Source organism: Marinobacter sp. W-8 (assembly GCF_044342215.1).
Classification (GTDB): domain Bacteria; phylum Pseudomonadota; class Gammaproteobacteria; order Pseudomonadales; family Oleiphilaceae; genus Marinobacter; species Marinobacter nauticus.
The window spans coordinates 2,325,446-2,346,800 of the sequence record NZ_CP172297.1; the positions used below are offsets into that span (position 1 = coordinate 2,325,446).

Sequence of the window (21,355 nt, forward strand, 5' to 3'; positions counted from 1 at the left end):
TCCTATCGTTTGCGCAAAAGCGCATCAACCTCCGAAAATTCCCTGGCCACGACCCGGGCGGTATCCGGCAGTTCGCCTTCTCGTACCAGCCAGGCGGTTTTCAGGCCGGCGTCCTCGGCAGCACGCAGTTCTTCCTCAACATCGGACAGAAACAATACAGTGCCCGCATCAACTCCCAGTTCCGCAAGAATGTTGCGATAGGACTGGGACTCCTTTTTGCCCCCGACGGCCGTGTCAAAATAGCCGGAGAAGAAAACCGTGAAGTCGCCTTCATTGCTGTGGCCGAAGATCAACTTCTGGGCCTTGACGGATCCGGAGGAATATACGAACAGTCTCAGGCCCCGATCATGCCAGCGCTTGAGATAATCCGCGGCATCCGGATAGATATGGCCTTTCAGCTCACCACTATGATAGCCCTGCTCCCAGACCATGCCTTGCAGAGCCTTGAGTGAGCCCTCCTTGCGATCTTCGGCAATCCACCCTTGCAGCACATCAATCAGGCCATCGATATCTTTCGGGTCAGTACCACTGATCTCTGCCACCCGCGCCAGCTGTTCCGCCACCGCCGGCAGGGTGTGGTGGTTGGCCCGGATAAACCCTGGCAGGTGCTCGCTGGCGTAGGGAAACAGGACATCGTGCACGAACGAGATCGAACTGGTGGTGCCCTCAATGTCCGTCAGAATCACTCGAATCATCAGGCCCCTCCCGCCAGGCTCTCATATCGGGGCAGCCGGGAGGCAATATCCTCACCGGTAAAGCTCGCCACCCAGCCTTCCGGGTTGCTGAACAGCCGGATACAGGTGAACTCAGGCTCCGGCCCCATATCAAACCAGTGCCGGGTGCCGTCAGGTACACTGATCAGGTCATTCTTCTCGCACAGCAGTGCGTATACCTGGTCGCCGAAGTGCAGGTAAAACAATCCCTGACCACGAACGAAGAAACGCACTTCATCCTCGCTGTGGGTGTGCTCATCCAGAAACTTCTGACGGAACGCGTCTTTCTGGGGATGATCCGCGGTCAGGCTGACCACGTCGGCGGTCTGAAACCCCCAATCCTGCTTCAGCCGTGCCACTTCGTCGGCATAGGCCTCAAGAATCTCCTCCTGAGTGGCATCGGCCGGCAGATCGCGGGTTGCCCAACGATCGAAATGCACACCGTGGGCACTCAGTTTATTCCGGATGGTGTCCGGGTCTGTTACGACCGTCTGGGCCTGCTCGGGCTGGTTCTGATGAAAAATGCTCAGGGTGGTCATCGGCGTACCCTCATGGTTTCGAGTTCACATTCAAAAAGAAATTCAAACGCTTCAATATGGCGCAGGCAATCGGCCATGGTGCGGCCCCAGGTGTAAAGACCATGGCCGCGGATAAGGTATCCAGGCTGTTCCGGGTGCCGCGCAAACCAGTCCCGGGTTTCCTCAGCCAGTGCCGGAATATCCTGGGTGTTGTCGAACACGGGAACAATCAGCTTACCCTCATGGGTTTGCACGCCATTGAAGGCTTTCTGTAATTCATAGCCTTCCAGCTCCAGTGCCTGCCCCGCCGGGATCAGGCGGCTAAGCACGGTAGCCTTGACCGAGTGGGTATGCAGAACGGCGCCAACCTCGGGATAAAGCTGATAGATCACCGTGTGCAGAAGGGTTTCTGCCGACGAGCGGCAATCGCTTTGCACCGCCTGGCCATGCAGATCCACCACCATGACGTCGCCTGCGCCCAACTGGCCCTTGTGCCGGCCAGATACCGTAATTGCCACATGATCGCCATCGATACGGGCCGAATAATTGCTGCTGGTGGCGGGCGACCAGCCGCGATCGTAGAGAAAGCGGCCGGCCTCGACGATGGATTGAGCGGCGGTGGCGTAGCGGGTTACATCAAACACAGGCATCCTCCGGGTTGGTACGAGCCCTGCCCGGGCGCGAATCTGGCGCCATTATAGAACCACCCCAGCCCGGGTAAAACCGATTCCGCTCAGGCTTTGAGGGGCAGATTGCGCTGTCGTTTTCCGGTCAGCGCATACAAGGCGTTACCCAGGGCCGGAATCACCGGGGGTACGCCAGGTTCACCCACACCGGTGGGCGGCTCATCGCTATCGACAATATCCACCACCATCTCCGGTACCTGATGCATCTGCAGCAGGCGATAATCGTGGAAGTTACTTTGCTGTACCTCGCCGCCGTCCAGGGTAATTTTCCCATTCAGCGCCGCGGTCAGGCCAAAGACAATACCGCCGGTCATCTGATCCTCGACAATTCGCGGGTTCACCACCTGGCCACAGTCAACACTGCACGTCACCTTGTGAACGCGAATCTCGCCCTGCTCAATACCGGCTTCCACCACCTGGGCAACATAGGTACCGAAGCTCTTGAACAGAGCCACTCCCCGCGCCCTGCCCTCTGGCGCCGGCCGGCTCCAGCCCGCCAGCTCGGCAGCCCGCTCCAGAACCCGGCGATGACGGGGCTCGCTCTCCAGCAGTTTCAGCCGGAAACTGACCGGGTCTTCGTTGGCCTGGCTGGCGAGTTCATCCATAAAGGTCTCAACCGCGAAACCATTGTGGGAATAGCCCACGGACCGCCACCAGGTAATCGGCACGCCGGGGTCGGTATGGGTATGCCGAACCCGGACATTGGGTACCGCGTAGGGATAGCCAATGGCGCCCTCAATGGCCGAAATATCTTTCGGGGTCGCGATGCCTTCAACCATCAGGCCAACCCGGCCCAATGTGCTGTACAGGAACTTTGGTGCCCAGGGGTACTGGGCTGGTGCGGCATTCCGGACGTACCAGTCGAGGATCTGCGGCCCAACAATCTGGTGATCCCAGCCCGTCAACTGACCATCCTCCAGGCTGGCCGTCATGCGATGCAACATAGCCGGCCGGAAAAAGCCATGGCGGGTGTCTTCTTCCCGGGACCAGATCAGTTTGACCGGCACCTTCACCCGGTAGGCGACCAGCGCCGCTTCCTCAATGTAGTCCTGGGTCAATCTGCGACCGAAGCCACCGCCCAGAAAGGTGGTGTGGATGGTCACGTCATCCGGAGCAAGATCGGTGTGTCGTGCCGCGGCTATGCGGCCCAGGTCCGGGGCCTGAGTCGGTGCCCAGACTTCCATGCCACCGTCCCGGTACCAGGCGGTCGCATTCATCGGTTCCATGGTGGCATGGGCCAGGTACGGCTGCTCGTATTCAGCCTCCACCAGGGTACCCGTCGTTTCCAGAACGGCCTCGGGATCACCGTCCACCCGTTCGTCCTCGCCGGGATCGTCACTGGCAGTCTGACGGTAGTGTTCAAACACTTCCGGATGGGATAACCCGACGGCCTCGGAAAAATCCCACTCAACCTCTAGCGCTTCCTGTGCCTTGCGGGCTCGCCAGTAGCGATCTGCCACTACGGCCACGCCGCGCTCGGTCACGAAGGCATCAAGCACGCCCGGCATGGCCCGAATCTGATCGCGATTGAAACCAACCACCAATCCGCCATGTCTGGGGCTTCGGGTCATGACCGCGTACACCATATCCGGCAGTTCTACATCTATCCCGTAAACCGCCTGGCCGGTGGACTTGGCCTCGGCATCCAGCCTTCCGGCCTGCTGACCGATGTATTTCCACTGGGAGCGGGGTTTCAGGGGCACATCACCACGGATCACCTCTTTGTCCGCCAACTCCACCAGTTTGCCATAGGGCATGGAATCCAGGCCGTTGGGGTGGCGTACATACCCGCCCTCCGTTTTGCATTGTCCCGGCTCGACCCGCCAAACCCGGGCGGCGGCCATCACCAGCATCAGTCGCGCCGAAGCTCCGGCCTCCCGTAGGGGCTGCCAACTGGAGGCGACACTGGTGCTGCCACCGGTAAGCTGGAGCCCGAACAACGGGTTATGGTACCCGGGAGCAACCGGGGCAAATTCCACGCGAATGGCCTCCGGCGCTACATCCAGCTCCTCCGCTATCAAAGTGGTAAGGCCGGTGTAGGTGCCCTGGCCCATCTCAACCCGATCGAGGGTGAAAATAATGTCGTTGTCCCGGGTGAGTTCCAGCCAGGCGTTCGGTTTCCATTCCCCGGTTTCAGGCTCATAGCCGGTTTGCACGGAGGCACAACCAGGCAGATTCAGCGCCAATAGCAGTCCACCGGAAGCCGAGGTGCTGACCTTCAGGAAATCCCGTCGATTCATCGCCATATTACGCATCCTCCTCGGCCGGCTGGTACTGACCCACACCACCGGCGACGGACTCAACCGCAGCCACAATGCGAGGATAGGTGCCGCAGCGACACAGGTTGCCGGTCATGGCGGTGACGATCTGTTCGCGATCCGGAGAGGGGTTGTTGGCCAGCAGGTGCGCGGCCGTCATGATCTGGCCAGACTGGCAATAACCACACTGGGGCACCCCCTGTTCCACCCAGGCTTTCTGTAACGGATGCAACTCGCCATCAGCGGACAGGCCTTCGATGGTGGTGATTTCGGCACCTTCGGCCATCTCCACCGGTGTAGAGCAGGAACGGGTGGGTTGACCGTTCAGGTGCACAGTGCAGGCGCCACAAAGGCCTGCACCGCAGCCAAACTTGGTCCCTTTCAGCCCCAGTTCATCCCGCAGCACCCATAACAACGGGGTATCGGGCTCGACATCCAGCGAATGCTGGCGACCGTTCACAGTCAGCGTGAAAGCCATTCCATGCTCCTCATCATGTTATTGTTTTGGCAGGTTCGGCGCGTTTTACCGCCACGCCTTTACTTGACGACGTCTTCACCATCCTTGTTTACCCAGATCTTGCGCTCACCGGTTTCCAGCTTGCCGTTGGAATCCCAGACTTCACGGTTCTGGGTGGCACTTTCCACTTTGCCATTGTCGTTCCAGATTACCCGGTCTTTACAGCCGGCCAGTGCCAGAACAGAGATCAGAGCCACAAAAATCAAACGCATCGCAATTCTCCCGATTCAGTGTTTCCGTCGTAGCGAATGAACCAGACGATTCCTTATCTGGAACCATGGATTTCCCGATTATGCTGCTTTTCCCGATCGTTTTTCCTGACCATTACGTAAACCGCGCCGGTGCCACCGTGGTGTTTCTTTGCCGAATGGAAGGCCAGAACGTTATCCAGCTCCGGCAACCACTTCGCCAGGTAGCTTTTGAGCTGGGCGATGCCATCGGGATTGCGTTCGCCCTTGCCGTGCAGGATGATCACCGAGCGCAAACCGTAATGTACGCAATCGTTGATAAAACCGAACACTTCCCGGCGGGCTTCTTCCACCGTCATGCGATGCAGATCCAGCCGGGCCTCGATCGGGTACTGACCAAGACGCAGCTTGCGGAAAACCCCGTGCTGAACGCCTGGGCGTTGCCAGCTGAGAATGTCGTGTGCCGTTAGCGGCTCTACCATATCGGATGTCAGCGGGTTCAGGTCTCGCACCGTTTTTTCAACCGCCGCCCTCTGGCGTTCAAGGTGCCCGGGCGTCAGCTCCTTGGGCACCGATACCTCGGCCCGATTGGGTTTGCGTATCCGCTGCACATCCTTCATTTCTTCGAGGAAGGCAAGGCGTTCATCTTTACTGGTCATGACACTAACTGATTCCGGTTTGACGAGTATCAGAACTCTATCACCGCGCCGGTCTACCATAAAGAAAAGCTCTGCGACGAAAATCGTAGAGCCCCTCCGGGTTCCGCTGAACTACACTGCAAGCGGAGAATAATAATGATGGAGCTCCCCTGTACCTGGCTCCCAAGCTTACGGATCACGATATGGCCGCAGCAAATCAGGACACTACCCGCCCCCAGAACACCCGAGCGATTATGTCATTCCTGAGGGAACATGCCCCGTTCTCCAGCATGGACGACACCCATCTGGCCCATTTTGCCGAGCATGCGACCCTGAGGTTTTACGCCGATGGCGACGAAGTACTCTCGCCCGACGATGGAGTGGTCAAGCGGTTTTATGTGGTCAAGCAGGGACGTATCCGGGGTGAGCGCCACAATGAAAAAGAAGACCGGGCAGAAACCACCTTTGAAATCAGCCAGGGCGAGTGCTTTCCGCTCGCGGCACTGATTGGCGAGCGCCCAACCCGAACCCTGCACAGGGCTTCCGGCGACACATTCTGCCTAAGTATCGAACAGAAAGCCTTCATCACCCTGTTTTCCGAGAGCGAACCCTTTCGCGATTTCTGCTTGCGGGGCGTAAGCAGCCTGCTGGATCAGGTCAATCAGCGTATCCAGTCCAAGGCCATGGCTTCCATTGGCTCCAGCAACAGCCTGGACACCCCCCTGGAGCGCTACGCGCTGCGCAACCCGATTGTCTGCTCACCGGATCTGCCGGTTCGCAAGGCCGTAGCCCGAATGCACGAAAATAACGTGGGCAGCATCATCATCACCGATGACAACCGCCATCCCACCGGCATTTTCACGCTGCGCGACCTGCGCACCATGATTGCTGAGGAAAAAGGCCCCCTCGACACGCCCATTCGTCAGGTGATGACGGGCAATCCCTGTCGCCTGCCCGCCACGGCAGACGCCTTTGAGGCGGCGATGCTGATGGCGGAACACCATTTTGCCCATCTGTGTGTGGTCGACGAAGAGGACCGCCTGATTGGCGTGGTATCCGAGCGGGATCTGTTCTCCCTGCAGCGAGTGGATCTGGTCAACCTGGCTCGAACCATCGGCACAGCCACCCACTTGCGCACTCTGGTCAGCCTTCGCTCCGATGTCTCGAGGCTGGTCGATGCCATGCTGGCCCACGGCGCGGATTCCGGGCAGGTCGTGAAGATCATTACCACCCTGAACGATGTCACCGTGCGCAGGGTACTCGAACTCAACCTCAAGAAGAACGACCCCGGCATTCCGTTTACCTGGCTTACCTTCGGCAGTGAGGGCCGCCAGGAGCAGACCCTGCTTACCGACCAGGACAACGGCATTCTGTTCGAGACGCCAGAGGGCATGACCGAAGACCAGGTGCGTGAAAAACTGCTGCCCTTTGCCCGCAAGGTCAACGATGAACTGGCGGAGTGCGGATTTACCCTGTGCAAAGGCAACATCATGGCCAGCAATCCCAAACTCTGCCTGAGTGACCGGGAATGGGACGACTGGTTTATCCGCTTTATTGATGCTTCTACCCCGCAGAACCTGGTCTACTCATCCATATTCCTGGACATGAGAGCGGTCTTTGGCCCGACTGAGCCGCTCCATCGCCTGCTGGAGAAGGTGCTTCAACGCATCCGCAAGAACGCTCTGTTCCAGAAAATGCTCGCCGGCAACGCCCTGCAGCGAAAACCGCCCCTGACCATGTTCCGGAACTTCCGCTATCTGAACGACGAGAAGAAGCACTCGCTGGACCTTAAACGTCAGGGGCTGGCACCTTTTGTGGAATCCGTGCGGGTGTTCGCGCTGGCTCACGGGGTGGCAGCCGCCAATACCCTGGAGCGAATTGACGCCCTGGCCAGAAAGGACATCTTTGACGCCAAGGATGCCAACGCCTGGAAGGAAGCCTACAGTCTGATTCAGGCCATCCGCATGCGCGCTCATCAGGAAATGCTCGACCGGGGGGAGGAACTGACCAATTACATCGATCCGGACGATCTGAATCCTCTGGACCGGCGCATACTTCGCGAGTCTTTCCGCCAGGCCCAGCGGCTCCAGCAGAAACTCGAAGTTACGTATCAACTATAGGCCCGCACACAGATCATGCTGGAACACATCAAACAGTGGCTGGCCAGAAGGCGCGGCGGAACAGTCGGCGATCACGATGCCGCCAATCTGCCCAGCCCGAAAACGGTTGGCGACCAGCCCTTGTCCCGGAGCCGGCTGATTGTCCTTGACCTTGAGACCACCGGCCTGAACGCGTCCAAAGATGAAGTGATTGCCATCGGAGCGGTTGCCATCGAAGGTGGTGTCATCCACCTGAATGACCAGTTTGACCTGATTCTGCGTCGCCCTGAACTGGACATCCGGGAAACCGTGCTGATCCATGGCATCGGCCCAGAAGCCCTGACTCAGGGCTACGAAACCCAGGATGCACTACTCTACCTTCTGGAATGGATGAACGGGGATCCGATTCTTGCCTACCACTCCGCCTTCGACCAGAAGTTCCTCGAAAAGACGCTGAAAAGCCAGTTGGGCTACACCCTGCCCCACGTCTGGATGGATGTTGCCGAGCTGATGCCAGCGTTCTTCCCGAAAGCAACGATCAAAGGGCGCGGTCTGGACGACTGGGCGGATGTATTCGGTCTGGAAATCAGTGAACGGCATCACGCCGCAGCCGATGCGCTGGTGACCGCAGAACTGGCGCTGATTGCTCTCAATAAAGCCCGGAAAAACGACGTCAAAACTCTCAAAGAACTCAGTGAAAAGCTGCATTATCAACGCCGTTTACAGCATATGCACCGCTATTAGCGGAACAGAATCTACCGGCCATGTCCTTGACCAAATACAAGGCAAGTTACTGAGAGTTAGACCATTTGCCAATATCCATAAATCCATTGACGGGTAAAGTCGGAGGAGACAACAAGTCGGAGAAGTACTACATGAATAATAAATTCTCTATCCGCAACACCTCACCAAAAAAACACCCAATCTCCACAACAACAATACAGGAGTGATTGTATGTCAGGTCATAGCTACGACGCTGAAAACTACTGGAAGGCGAATCTACGCCTGATATTCGGGAGCCTGATTATCTGGGCCCTGGTATCTTACGGCTTCGCTATTCTGTTACGCCCGATGCTGGCGGGAATCCCCGTAGGCGGCACCGATCTGGGCTTCTGGTTCGCCCAGCAAGGCTCAATTCTTACCTTCATTGCCCTGATTTTCTTCTATGCCTGGCGCATGAACAAAATCGACGAGCAATTCGGCGTACACGAGGAGTAAGAACCCATGAGCCAGTTTGCAATTAACCTGATCTTCGTGGGGGGTTCGTTCCTCCTCTACATCCTGATTGCTATCTGGGCGAAAGCCGGAAGCACCAGTGATTTCTACGTTGCCGGCGGCGGCGTTCACCCGGTCACCAACGGTATGGCGATCGGTGCCGACTGGATGTCTGCAGCGTCTTTCATTTCCATGGCGGGCCTGATTGCCGCCGGTGGTTATGCCAACTCCACCTTCCTGATGGGCTGGACCGGTGGTTACGTGCTGCTGGCCATGCTGCTGGCCCCTTACCTGCGTAAGTTCGGCAAGTTCACGGTGCCCGAGTTTATCGGCGACCGTTACTACAGCGCTAACGCCCGCCTGGTGGCGGTTATCTGTCTGATTGTGGCTTCCGTCACCTATGTAATCGGCCAGATGGCTGGCGCTGGTGTGGCCTTCTCCCGCTTCTTGGAAGTGGATGCCACTACCGGTCTGATCATTGCCTCTGTGGTTGTTTTCATCTACGCCGTACTCGGCGGTATGAAAGGCATCACCTATACCCAGGTTGCCCAGTACTGCGTACTGATCATCGCTTACACCATTCCGGCTGTGTTCATCTCCCTGCAGCTGACCGGCAATCCGATTCCGGGACTGGGTATGTTCTCTACCCATACCGACTCTGGCTTGCCACTGCTGGACAAGCTGAACCAGGTGGTGACTGACCTCGGCTTCCGGGAATACACCGCGGATGTGGACAACAAACTGAACATGGTTCTGTTCACCCTGTCCCTGATGATTGGTACTGCCGGTCTGCCGCACGTAATCATCCGTTTCTTCACCGTTCCCAAGGTTGCTGACGCACGCTGGTCCGGCGGCTGGGCACTGGTCTTCATCGCCCTGCTGTACCTGACTGCTCCTGCGGTTGCTTCCATGGCTCGTCTGAACCTGATGACCACCATCTATCCAGAAGGTACCCAGGCTCAGCCCATCGAGTACGATGAGCGTCCGAGCTGGATCCAGACCTGGGAGCAGACTGGCCTGATCACCTACGAGGACAAGAACAACGACGGCCGCATCCAGATTTACAACGACAAAAACCCTGACTTTGCAGCGACCGCTTCCGAGCGCGGCTGGGAAGGCAACGAGATGGTTGTTAACAACGACATCCTGGTACTGGCCAACCCCGAAATCGCCAACCTGCCAGGCTGGGTCATTGGCCTGATCGCAGCCGGTGGTCTTGCAGCCGCGCTGTCGACAGCCGCCGGCCTGCTGCTGGCGATTTCCTCGGCGGTGAGTCACGACCTTATCAAGGGACGATTCAACCCCAGTATCAGTGATAAGGGCGAACTGATGGCTGCCCGGATATCCATGGCCGTTGCCATTGTGGTCGCCACCTATCTCGGTGCGAACCCGCCAGGGTTCGCGGCTCAGGTGGTTGCCCTTGCCTTCGGTATTGCGGCTGCCTCGCTGTTCCCGGCACTGATGATGGGTATCTTCTCCAAACGCGTAAACAACGTGGGCGCGACTCTGGGCATGCTGTCCGGCCTGATCTTCACTCTGGTGTACATCTTCGTGTACAAAGGCTGGTTCTTCATCCCGGGCACCAACAATCTGGCAGACACTCCCGAGAACTGGGTGCTGGGTATTTCCCCGCTGTCTATCGGTGCCATTGGTGCGATCGTCAACTTTGCGGTAGCCTTCGGAGTATCCAAGGTGACTGCAGAGCCGCCCGTTGAAATTCAGGAACTGGTTGAAAGCGTCCGCTACCCGCGTGGTGCCGGTACTGCCCAGGATCACTGAAGCGAAAGACAATCTGATTCATCGCACCTGATGACAGGTTGAAACCGAACGGGCTTCCTCAGTGAGGGAGCCCGTTCTTTTTTGAGGAAACCGTTGTATGTTCTGGACTTTTGTAGCCACCGTTTTTTGCGGTCTTGGTGCCGCTGGCATCGCCATGGGTATTCGCGCGGCCACCGCCAAAAAAGCCCCGAAGTGGCTGATTCCGGTCTTTGCCGGTGCGGGCATGCTGGGATATCTGATCTATGGAGAATACACCTGGTATGACCACAAACGAGCCATGCTGCCGGATGAAGCTGTGGTTGTGGCCACCGAACAGGAGAGAATTTTCTTTCGCCCCTGGACCTTTGTGTTTCCCTACGTGACCTCATTCTCTGCGGTCGACAAGGAAAGTATCAGCCGTGATACCGGTGATCAGAACATTGTTCGCTTCACCCTTTATCGTTTCGAGCAGACGGTCACCGATGCGGTTTCGCACCGGATTCATCTCATTAACTGTGGCAGCCGGGAGCTGGTACCACTGGGTTCCGACGGGGCGCCGAGAGTAGATAACATGAAGTTGCTGGAGAGCGACGATCCACTCTATACCATCATTTGCAGAAGCTGAGACCACAGGAGCGGATAACAAGACCCCATGATTAGCGCCTGGCTGCTTGTCCTTATATCGATCACTTACATTTCACTGCTGTTCCTGATCGCCTGGGCAGGTGACCGGCACCCGGGGCTCTACAAGCGCCGTCTGGCCAGAACCCATATTTACGGTTTGTCCCTGGCCGTCTATTTCACGTCATGGACCTTCTATGGCGCAGTTGGTCGGGCCACCCAGGAAGGTCTGGCATTTCTCCCCATCTACCTGGGCCCGTTACTGGTATTCATTTTCTTTGCGCCGCTGCTCCGGCGCATCATCTACATCAGTAAACGCAACAACAGCACCTCCATTGCCGACTTTATTGCCTCGCGTTACGGCAAATCCCAGGTGCTGGCGGCCATGGTGGCCATCTTTGCCCTGATCGGCAGCGTTCCCTACATTGCCCTTCAGCTCAAAGCCATTGCCCTGGGGTTTAATGTCCTCTCGGGCACCGGTGACAGTTATCAGGAATTGAGTACAGCGGCCTGGAACGACTCTGCCTGGTACATCACCCTGGCTCTGGCGGTCTTTACCGTGCTGTTCGGAACCCGGCACCTGGAGTCCACAGAACATCATCGGGGCATGATCCAGGCCGTTGCCTTTGAATCACTGATCAAACTCATCGCCTTCGTGGCCGTGGGTCTCTTTGTTGGCTACGGACTGTACGATGGCTTCGGAGACCTGTTCACCCGTGTTCGTGAAGCGGACTTGATGGGCACGCTCACCACCTCATCGCTGGAAGCCCCCGCTTTCTTCACCCAGACCCTGGTTGCCATGCTGGCCATCATCTGCCTGCCACGGCAATTTCATGTCATGGTGGTGGAGAACACCGATCACCGGGATTTTGAGGTCGCTCGCTGGGCGATGCCGATCTATCTGATCATCGCCAGCGCATTCGTCATTCCCATTGCCGCCGCCGGACTGTTGAGCACTCACCTGGCAGGAAGCGATCCGGATATCGTCATCCTGCAACTGCCGATCATGGCAGGGGAACACTGGCTTGCCGTGCTGGCGTTTCTTGGCGGTGGATCAGCAGCGGCTGCCATGGTGATTGTCTGTTCCGTAGCCATTGCCACTATGGTGAGCAATGAAATCATCATGCCGGGCCTGCTCAAATTCTTCCGCCCGGGCATGAACCGACGAACCGATCTCAGCTTCCTGCTACTGACGATCCGGCGCGTGGCCATCTTTGTGGTACTGCTGACCGCCTACGGCTTCTACCGCATGGCCGGCGAAGATTACAGCCTGACGGCGTTCGGGTTACTGTCCTTTGCCGCAGCAGCCCAGTTTGGCCCGGCACTGGTGGGGGGGATTCTGTGGCGCCAGGGTAACTTTGCCGGTGCGGCCTGGGGCCTGGGGCTGGGCTTCCTGATGTGGTGTTACACCTTGCTGTTGCCCGCACTGGTGTCCACGGGTTGGTTTGCAGATACTCTGATCGAACACGGCCTGTTTGGTTGGAACTGGACTCGCCCAACAGCCCTGTTCGGTTCCGATCTGGACCAGACTAGCCATGGCATTCTGTGGAGTCTGGGGGTAAACACCGGCGCCTATATTCTGCTCTCCCTGATTACCCGGCAACGTATTCGCGAGAAGATTCAGATTGCCGCCTTCTTCCACGACGCCCAACCCAAAGCCGAGAATGCCCAGCATCAGAGCTGGCAGGGCGAGATTCTCACTTCCGACCTGCAAGCCCTGACCGATCGGTTCATGGGGGAAGAACGCTCCGAAAGTATCTTCAGGAACTACGAGCGACGTAATGCCATCCGACTCTACCCCCAGCGACCGGCTTCCACCCATCTGATGAAGTACATAGAGCGCCAGCTGGCATCGGTGATTGGTGCCTCCACGGCGCGCGTGGTTCTGGAGTCCACCCTGACTGGCCGCGATATGCAGATCGAGGATGTGGTCAGCATTGTCGATGAAGCCTCCCAGGCCATGACCTTCAGCCGGGAATTGCTGCAATCCGCCATCGAGAACATCAGCCTGGGCGTGTCCGTGGTCAACCATCAGCAACAACTTGTGGTCTGGAACCATCGCTATCTTGAACTGTTCAACTATCCCAAGGGGTTTGTGCGGGTTGGCCGGCCGGTTGAAGACCTGATGCGCTACAACCTCACCAACGCCAACCTGTCTGCCCGGCGAATTGACGACATCGTCGAGAACCGCTGCAACAGCATGCGCGAAGGCAAACCCATGTCTTACGAGCGTCAGCGGCCCGATGGCACGGTCGTCCGGGTGGATGGCAGTCCGATTCCCGGCGGCGGCTATGTCACCACGTTCCAGGACATTACCGCCATGCGCAGGACCGAGCAGGCCCTGAAGGAAACCAACATCTATCTGGAACAAAGGGTCCGGGAGCGCACCCAGGAACTGCAGGTGATCAATGAGCAGATGCTCAAGGCCAAGTCGGTGGCTGAACAGGCGAACCAGAGTAAAACCCGCTTCCTTGCCTCTGCCAGCCACGACCTGCTGCAACCGCTGAACGCAGCAAGGCTCTTTACCTCCGCGTTGTCCGGAAAAGTGAGCGAGGGCGAAACCCGGGATCTGGTAGACCACATCGACAGTTCGCTGGGTGCAGCTGAGGAGATCATCAGTACCCTGCTGGACATCTCAAAACTCGATGCCGGGGCTCTCGAGCCGGACATCGGCGTGTTCCCGGTCAACGATCTGCTTCGGCATCTGGCCACCGAGTTTTCAGCCATCGCCAAGGATCAGGGGCTGGAACTGCATGTGGTCCCCAGTACCGCCTGGGTCCGTTCCGATGCGAAACTTCTGCGCCGGGTGGTACAGAACTTCCTTTCCAATGCCATCCGCTACACCGCAAGCGGCAAGATTCTGATGGGCTGCCGACGCCTGAAAGGCTATCTGCGCATTGAAGTCTGGGATACCGGACCGGGTATGTCGGATGACCAGCTCAATCACATCTTCGAGGAGTTCCGCCGATTCCAGCATGGTCGCGACAAGAAGGGGCTGGGGCTTGGCCTGGCCATTGTTGATCGTATCAGCGGCATGCTTAATCACCCGGTAACCGTACACTCCATCCAGGGCAAAGGCAGCGTATTCGGGATCACGGTTCCGGTCGCCCCGGCCGATCAAAGCCGACTGGATGCCCAGAAGAGTGGCAGCAGTTCAAGAAGGGTCTCCAATCTTGGTGGCCTGCACGTTCTGTGCATCGACAATGATGCAGCGATTCTGCAGGGCATGGTCGCACTGCTGGGTAACTGGCAGTGTGATGTCACTGCCGCCGAAAGCCTGGACGATGCCCTTACCAAACTGGACGGACGCCGGCCCGATATTATACTTGCTGATTATCAGCTGGATGATAACCGCAATGGACTGGATGCCATGGACAGCATCAGGGAACATCTGGGTAGCGATATTCCCGGCATCCTGATTACCGGCTATATGGCGCCGGAGGTACGTGACGACGCAGGCAACCGGGGTTATCAGGTACTTTACAAACCAGTAAAGCCTGCAGCCCTGCGAGCGCTCGTAAACAAACTACTTAAACAGAAGCGGCCATGAATCCATCCGACCGGAAAGAGGCAGTAAATCCGTTTGGCAAGCTTACCTTTCTTGTTGTCGACGATTTCGAGAACTTTCGGCTATCCATGCGGCAGATGCTTCGCAGTTGTGGTGCCGACAAGATTGAGCTGGTTGCCCACGCCACGCCCGCCATCCAGTACTGTACCTGGAACCATGTGGATGTCGTCCTGTGCGACTACAACCTGGGAGAGGGCAAAAATGGCCAGCACGTGCTGGAAGAGCTGAGGCACAAGAAACTCCTCAAACGCTCATCGCTGTTCCTGATGGTAACCGCGGAAACCTCCAAGGAAATGGTCATGGGGGCACGGGAATATCAGCCTGACGGCTATCTGACAAAGCCCATTAACCGTGCCATGCTGGAGCAACGTCTGGGCAGCCTGATCAAACAGCGCAATGCCCTGCTCCCCATCACCCGGGAGATCGACCGGGAAAACTACCCGGAAGCCATCAGTCTTTGCCTGCAAACCCTGCCCAAACAGCCCCGCTACAAAACCTGGCTGATGAAGACCCTCGGGGAACTCTACTTCATGGTCGGCGACCTGGCCCACGCCCAGAAGGTCTACGATGATGTTCTGAATCAGCGGGAGCTGTCCTGGGCCCGGCTAGGCCGGTGTAAGGTGTTGCTCGCCAACCGGAACTTTGATCAGGCGGTCGACGGCCTCAAGGCTCTGATTGAAAAACACCCGGACTATATGGAAGCCTACGACCTGCTGGCCGAAGGCCTTGAGAAACAGGGACGATCGGCCCAGGCCCAGCAGATTCTTGAGAAAGCGGCTGAACATTCGCCCAACGCCCTGCTCCGCCAGAAGCACCTCGCTGAACTGGCCGGCGCAAACCAGGATATTGACACTGCCTCCCAGGCATGGCGACAGACGGTATCTCTGGGTACCTATTCCATCCACGACAATGCAGAGCATTACCTGTCGCTCGCCCAGAGCCTCTCCGATCTGAGTGAGGGAGACCTGGACGAGGAAGGCGCGGCACGTTCAGCAGAAGCCCTCTCTGTGCTTACAAAAATGGAGAAACGGTTCGACAACGATGAAACCATAGGACTCAAAAGTCGCATCGTGCAGTGTCGCCTCCATGCCGGCCAGGGTCGCCACCGGGAGGCGGAGAAGATTCTCGCCTCGGTGAGCTCCGAGCTCGAAAGCCTGGAGGAACTCCCGGCCGATATGGGGCTGGATTTTGCAAAAACCCTGTTCCGGATGGGCCGGGAAGATCAGGCCAAGAAAATCCTCGGTGATCTGGCCTCACGATTTGATAACGACCCGGATACCTTGCAGAAGATTGAAAACCTCCTGGACGAGCCCGTTGGCTTCCGTCAGAAACTGGAAGCACGGAGTATGAACCGGGATGGCATCAAAGCGTTTGAGGCAGGTGATCTTGACGCTGCGGTGGAAGCCTTCAACAAAGCCCTGACAATCGTTCCGGACCATGCCGCCCTGAACCTCAACCTGGTTCAGGTGTTGATGAAGCAATATGACCAGAACCCGGAACCTGCGTTGCTGGCTGCATGCCAACAGCGCCTGGATCGTTTGAGCAAGCTGCCAGAGCAGCATCGTCAGCACCGTCGATATCTGGCCCTCACCCGAAAACTGAAAGGACTGACCGCATGACCGACCCAAACATCGACTTTTCGATGGTGCTGGCCTCTGCCGTGCACGACATGAAAAATTCTCTCGGCATGTTACTGAACAGCCTCGACGAACTTCGTGGTGAACATGAGCAATCCCTTGCTGGCTCCGACAAATTCAACATGCTCCAGTACGAAGCCGAGCGTATGCATAACGATCTGGTTCAGTTACTGGGTATCTATCGCCTGGGAGAAAACAATCTCTCTGCCCACATTGACGAGCATTTTGTGCCGGATTTCCTGGAGGAGCACCTCGCCAGGCATATCCCTTTGTTGCAGGGACTCGGGCTCAAATATTCAATTGCCGCAGATGACATCAATGGTTTTTTCGACGAGGACCTGTTGACCGGCGTACTCAACAACACCATCAACAACGCCATCCGTTATACCAAAAGCCAGATACGGCTTATTGCGCGCGAAGAAGACGGTTATCTGGTGCTGGGGGTTGAAGATGATGGCCAGGGCTACCCGGAAAGCATGCAACATACTGGTACCCTGAGTTTCAAGTCGCTGGACTTCAATACCGGCAGTACCAGCCTGGGGCTGTTCTTCGCCTCGTCTGTGGCCGCACTGCATAGCGAAGGCGAGCGAACCGGCTCCATCAAACTGCACAACGGCGGCAGCCTGGGTGGAGGTGTATTCGAAATCTGGCTGCCCTGACGCAAAAATGAAATGGGAGTCTCAAAAACGGAACCCGGGCCCGCCAACCCACTGCATATTTTCTGAGCTGCACTTATAGTGCCCGAGTCTTTCGGACTGATTCATCACGGCGTAACAACGTCTGTCACTTCCAGGGAGGAGCTCTCTCATGCCGCGAGGGCACGCACTGATCATCGAAGACTCGTCAACGGCCCGTATTCTGCTGTCCCGGCTGCTTGAACGGGCGGATATCTCCACCAAAGGGGTTGCCACTGCGGAGCAGGCCTTTCCCCTGCTTCAGCAGGAACATTTCGACCTTATCTTCCTTGATCATCTCCTCCCGGGCATGAATGGCTTTCAGGCACTGGAGAGACTCAAGCAACAGCCGGAGACCCGGGACATCCCGGTATTCATGTATACCTCCCAGAACGCAGAGCGTTACCTACAGGAAGCCAGAGCCCTCGGTGCTGCCGGTGTCATTCGCAAGCAGGTTGACCGGGACCAGCTGATGCGAACTCTGGATATCATTCTGTCTAACGTGCCTGATCAGGAACAAAGTGAAGCCATCCGCCTGGCCGTTGAGGAAGGAGGACATCACGGGTTGGAAGCAACGGAACAGAACTCCCGGGGCATGACCGGGCGCCTGTCCACGCTGGAAATTGCCTATGAAGAGCTGGAGGAAGAAATCCGTGAGTTGCGCGCTGCCTTTACCGAATGTCAGCTACAACAGGTTCAGAAGTTAGACCAGCAACGACGGCAAATGCGCTGGCTGGGCGGCTTATCCATTGCGGGTTTGGTGGCACTGGTTTGGCTTGTCACATGGCAGGGAGGGGTTCTTGACGACTATATTGCGCGCACCGATGAACAATTCAGTTTACTGCATAGCATTGTTGGCGGCGTTATTGAATTAATCGGTCGATAGTGACCATAAAGGCAGAAATAAAAAAGCCCCGGCAGCAATTGCTGTCGGGGCTGTTTTATTTAGGAGCCTGACGATGACCTACTCTCACATGGGCAACGCCACACTACCATCGGCGCAGGTCTGTTTCACTTCTGAGTTCGGGATGGGATCAGGTGGTTCCAGACCGCTATGGTCGTCAGGCAAAACGGTTGATCACTGGGGGACGAGATGGAACTGAGTGATGTTGATTTCGTTGCGTCATCCGCAATTGTCTTGGGTGTTATATAGTCAAGCCGCACGAGCAATTAGTACCGGTTAGCTCAACGCCTCGCAGCGCTTACACACCCGGCCTATCAACGTCCTGGTCTTGAACGGCTCTTCAGGAGGCTCGAGGCCTCGGGGAGATCTCATCTTGGAAGGGGCTTCCCGCTTAGATGCTTTCAGCGGTTATCCTGTCCGAACATAGCTACCGGGCAATGCCACTGGCGTGACAACCCGAACACCAGAGGTTCGTCCACTCCGGTCCTCTCGTACTAGGAGCAGCTTTCCTCAAATCTCCAACGTCCACGGCAGATAGGGACCGAACTGTCTCACGACGTTCTAAACCCAGCTCGCGTACCACTTTAAATGGCGAACAGCCATACCCTTGGGACCGGCTTCAGCCCCAGGATGTGATGAGCCGACATCGAGGTGCCAAACACCGCCGTCGATGTGAACTCTTGGGCGGTATCAGCCTGTTATCCCCGGAGTACCTTTTATCCGTTGAGCGATGGCCCTTCCATACAGAACCACCGGATCACTATGACCTACTTTCGTACCTGCTCGACGTGTCTGTCTCGCAGTCAAGCGGGCTTGTGCCATTACACTAACCGCACGATGTCCGACCGTGCTTAGCCCACCTTTGTGCTCCTCCGTTACGCTTTGGGAGGAGACCGCCCCAGTCAAACTACCCACCACACAGTGTCCTCAACCCCGATAAGGGGCCAGAGTTAGAACCTCAAACATGCCAGGCTGGTATTTCAAGGTTGGCTCCACCGGAACTGGCGTCCCGGTTTCAAAGCCTCCCAGCTATCCTACACAAGCATGCTCAAAGTTCACTGTGAAGCTATAGTAAAGGTTCACGGGGTCTTTCCGTCTAGCCGCGGATACACCGCATCTTCACGGCGATTTCAATTTCACTGAGTCTCGGGTAGAGACAGCGCCCCCATCGTTACGCCATTCGTGCAGGTCGGAACTTACCCGACAAGGAATTTCGCTACCTTAGGACCGTTATAGTTACGGCCGCCGTTTACCGGGGCTTCGATCAAGAGCTTCGCACGAATGCTAACCCCATCAATTAACCTTCCGGCACCGGGCAGGCGTCACACCCTATACGTCCACTTTCGTGTTTGCAGAGTGCTGTGTTTTTAATAAACAGTCGCAGGGGCCTGGTATCTTCGACCGGCTTCCGCTCCACCCGCAGGGGTTTCACGTACACACCGGCGTGCCTTCTCCCGAAGTTACGGCACCATTTTGCCTAGTTCCTTTACCCGAGTTCTCTCAAGCGCCTTGGTATTCTCTACCTGACCACCTGTGTCGGTTTGGGGTACGGTCTCGAATAGCCTGAAGCTTAGAAGATTTTCCTGGAAGCAGGGCATCAATGACTTCGCGCCCTTGGGCACTCGTCGTCGCGTCTCGGGATTGTGGACCCGGATTTGCCTAAGTCCACTCCCTACATGCTTAAACCGGGGCAACCGTCGCCCGGCTCACCTAGCCTTCTCCGTCTCTCCATCGCAGCTATCCAAGGTACGGGAATATTAACCCGTTTCCCATCGACTACACCTTTCGGTCTCGCCTTAGGGGCCGACTCACCCTGCGCCGATTAGCGTTGCGCAGGAACCCTTGGTCTTCCGGCGTGCGGGTTTTTCACCCGCATTGTCGTTACTCATGTCAGCATTCGCACTTCTGATACCTCCAGCATGCTTCTCAACACACCTTCGCAGGCTTACAGAACGCTCCCCTACCCCGCATACAAAGTATGCAGCCGCAGCTTCGGTGACCAGTTTGAGCCCCGTTACATCTTCCGCGCAGGCCGACTCGACTAGTGAGCTATTACGCTTTCTTTAAAGGGTGGCTGCTTCTAAGCCAACCTCCTAGCTGTCTGAGCCTTCCCACATCGTTTCCCACTTAACTGGTACTTTGGGACCTTAGCTGGCGGTCTGGGTTGTTTCCCTCTTCACGACGGACGTTAGCACCCGCCGTGTGTCTCCCGGATAGTACTCACAGGTATTCGGAGTTTGCATGGGGTTGGTAAGTCGAGATGACCCCCTAGCCCAAACAGTGCTCTACCCCCTGTGGTATTCGTCCGAGGCGCTACCTAAATAGCTTTCGGGGAGAACCAGCTATCTCCGGGCTTGATTAGCCTTTCACTCCGATCCACAAGTCATCCCCTGGCTTTTCAACGACAGTGGGTTCGGTCCTCCAGTGCCTGTTACGGCACCTTCAACCTGCTCATGGATAGATCGCCCGGTTTCGGGTCTATGCCCAGCGACTAATTCGCCCTATTCAGACTCGGTTTCCCTACGGCTCCCCTAAACGGTTAACCTCGCCACTGAACATAAGTCGCTGACCCATTATACAAAAGGTACGCCGTCACAGAACAAGTCTGCTCCGACTGCTTGTACGCATACGGTTTCAGGGTCTATTTCACTCCCCTCACAGGGGTTCTTTTCGCCTTTCCCTCACGGTACTGGTTCACTATCGGTCAGTCAGGAGTATTTAGCCTTGGAGGATGGTCCCCCCATGTTCAGTCAACGTTTCTCGTGCGCCGACCTACTCGATTTCACTGAACTCAGGTTTCGGATACGGGGCTATCACCCACTATGGCGGCACTTTCCAGAGCCTTCTCCTACCAGTTGTTCAGCTTAAGGGCTGGTCCCCGTTCGCTCGCCGCTACTTAGGGAATCTCGGTTGATTTCTTTTCCTCAGGGTACTTAGATGTTTCAGTTCCCCTGGTTCGCCTCTTACACCTATGGATTCAGTGTAAGATACCAACCCGAAGGTTGGTGGGTTTCCCCATTCAGAGATGTCCGGATCACAGCTCGTTTGCCAGCTCCCCGAACCTTATCGCAGGCTTCCACGTCTTTCATCGCCTCTGACTGCCAAGGCATCCACCGTATGCGCTTAGTTGCTTGACTATATAACCCCAAGACAACTGATCACGAATCCACACTCTTCACCAGGCAAGCCTGTTTCCGAGGCATCTTCGAGACAGCCACTTGAAGCAATAGAACAACCACTTCAACGACAACACCGGATAACGCTTGAAATCGCTATCACTTTGAACATTTTCTCTCGGAGATAATGAGAGAAAAATATTCGTGTTCTATCTCGTCCAATTTGTTAAAGAGCAAATCTGACC

16 protein-coding genes and 2 rRNA genes are annotated in these 21,355 nt (G+C 56.8%); 9 read left to right on the forward strand and 9 right to left on the reverse strand.

All coding sequences use genetic code 11. From position 1 onward, the window contains the following. Positions 1-2: 2 nt before the first annotated feature. From mtnC to smrA, 7 genes are all read right to left on the reverse strand, one after another. Positions 3-695 carry an acireductone synthase gene (gene mtnC / locus ACF8YQ_RS10845; protein WP_396621375.1) on the reverse strand — a complete coding sequence of 231 codons (693 nt, stop codon included), beginning with the start codon at positions 693-695 and terminating at the stop codon, positions 3-5. Next, the gene (locus tag ACF8YQ_RS10850) at positions 695-1,252 is read right to left on the reverse strand and encodes an acireductone dioxygenase (protein WP_011784424.1); all 558 of its coding nucleotides are present in this window, start codon (positions 1,250-1,252) and stop codon (positions 695-697) included. The genes mtnC and ACF8YQ_RS10850 overlap by 1 nt, the downstream gene beginning before the upstream one ends. Next, entirely contained in the window at positions 1,249-1,875 is a 627-nt protein-coding gene (locus ACF8YQ_RS10855; protein ID WP_022991682.1) for a methylthioribulose 1-phosphate dehydratase, read from the reverse strand. Before ACF8YQ_RS10855 ends, ACF8YQ_RS10850 begins: the two co-directional genes overlap by 4 nt. A gap of 89 nt (positions 1,876-1,964) precedes the next feature. Continuing rightward, positions 1,965-4,163, reverse strand: a complete 2,199-nt coding sequence (locus ACF8YQ_RS10860; RefSeq protein WP_396621376.1) for a molybdopterin cofactor-binding domain-containing protein — start codon at positions 4,161-4,163, stop codon at positions 1,965-1,967. 1 nt (position 4,164) lies between these two features. After that, positions 4,165-4,653 carry a (2Fe-2S)-binding protein gene (locus tag ACF8YQ_RS10865; RefSeq protein ID WP_396621377.1) on the reverse strand — a complete coding sequence of 163 codons (489 nt, stop codon included), beginning with the start codon at positions 4,651-4,653 and terminating at the stop codon, positions 4,165-4,167. A gap of 59 nt (positions 4,654-4,712) precedes the next feature. Next, positions 4,713-4,904: a hypothetical protein gene (locus tag ACF8YQ_RS10870; protein WP_396621378.1), complete on the reverse strand. Its 192-nt coding sequence runs from the start codon at positions 4,902-4,904 to the stop codon at positions 4,713-4,715. A gap of 53 nt (positions 4,905-4,957) precedes the next feature. After that, positions 4,958-5,539 (reverse strand): DNA endonuclease SmrA, encoded by a 582-nt coding sequence (smrA, locus tag ACF8YQ_RS10875; protein WP_224851672.1) that lies wholly within the window; start codon positions 5,537-5,539, stop codon positions 4,958-4,960. 182 nt (positions 5,540-5,721) lie between these two features. Here smrA and ACF8YQ_RS10880 point away from each other — a divergent pair, with 182 nt between their 5' ends. From ACF8YQ_RS10880 to ACF8YQ_RS10920, 9 genes are all read left to right on the forward strand, one after another. Then, positions 5,722-7,638 carry a putative nucleotidyltransferase substrate binding domain-containing protein gene (locus ACF8YQ_RS10880; RefSeq protein ID WP_224851673.1) on the forward strand — a complete coding sequence of 639 codons (1,917 nt, stop codon included), beginning with the start codon at positions 5,722-5,724 and terminating at the stop codon, positions 7,636-7,638. A gap of 15 nt (positions 7,639-7,653) precedes the next feature. Next, positions 7,654-8,361 carry a PolC-type DNA polymerase III gene (locus tag ACF8YQ_RS10885; RefSeq protein WP_224851674.1) on the forward strand — a complete coding sequence of 236 codons (708 nt, stop codon included), beginning with the start codon at positions 7,654-7,656 and terminating at the stop codon, positions 8,359-8,361. A gap of 210 nt (positions 8,362-8,571) precedes the next feature. Next, a complete protein-coding gene (locus ACF8YQ_RS10890) occupies positions 8,572-8,835 on the forward strand; it encodes a DUF4212 domain-containing protein (protein ID WP_058090360.1) in 264 nt (87 codons plus the stop codon). Between the two features lie 6 nt (positions 8,836-8,841). Beyond that, complete coding sequence (locus tag ACF8YQ_RS10895; protein ID WP_396621379.1) at positions 8,842-10,611, forward strand: sodium:solute symporter family protein; 1,770 nt, start codon at positions 8,842-8,844, stop codon at positions 10,609-10,611. A 97-nt stretch (positions 10,612-10,708) separates the two neighbouring features. After that, entirely contained in the window at positions 10,709-11,215 is a 507-nt protein-coding gene (locus ACF8YQ_RS10900; RefSeq protein WP_396621380.1) for a hypothetical protein, read from the forward strand. Positions 11,216-11,242: 27 nt separating this feature from the next. Further along, the gene (locus tag ACF8YQ_RS10905; RefSeq protein WP_396621381.1) at positions 11,243-14,761 is read left to right on the forward strand and encodes a NahK/ErcS family hybrid sensor histidine kinase/response regulator; all 3,519 of its coding nucleotides are present in this window, start codon (positions 11,243-11,245) and stop codon (positions 14,759-14,761) included. Beyond that, complete coding sequence (locus ACF8YQ_RS10910) at positions 14,758-16,398, forward strand: tetratricopeptide repeat protein (RefSeq protein WP_396621382.1); 1,641 nt, start codon at positions 14,758-14,760, stop codon at positions 16,396-16,398. The genes ACF8YQ_RS10905 and ACF8YQ_RS10910 overlap by 4 nt, the downstream gene beginning before the upstream one ends. Beyond that, complete coding sequence (locus ACF8YQ_RS10915) at positions 16,395-17,075, forward strand: sensor histidine kinase KdpD (protein ID WP_014421940.1); 681 nt, start codon at positions 16,395-16,397, stop codon at positions 17,073-17,075. The genes ACF8YQ_RS10910 and ACF8YQ_RS10915 overlap by 4 nt, the downstream gene beginning before the upstream one ends. A gap of 148 nt (positions 17,076-17,223) precedes the next feature. After that, positions 17,224-17,976, forward strand: a complete 753-nt coding sequence (locus tag ACF8YQ_RS10920; protein WP_153741316.1) for a PleD family two-component system response regulator — start codon at positions 17,224-17,226, stop codon at positions 17,974-17,976. A gap of 65 nt (positions 17,977-18,041) precedes the next feature. On the opposite strand, the gene rrf is transcribed toward ACF8YQ_RS10920, so the two are convergent. Together rrf and ACF8YQ_RS10930 are read right to left on the reverse strand one after the other, a co-directional pair. After that, positions 18,042-18,156, reverse strand: a 5S ribosomal RNA gene (rrf, locus tag ACF8YQ_RS10925). Positions 18,157-18,239: 83 nt separating this feature from the next. Then, a 23S ribosomal RNA gene (locus ACF8YQ_RS10930) occupies positions 18,240-21,131 on the reverse strand. Positions 21,132-21,355: the final 224 nt, after the last annotated feature.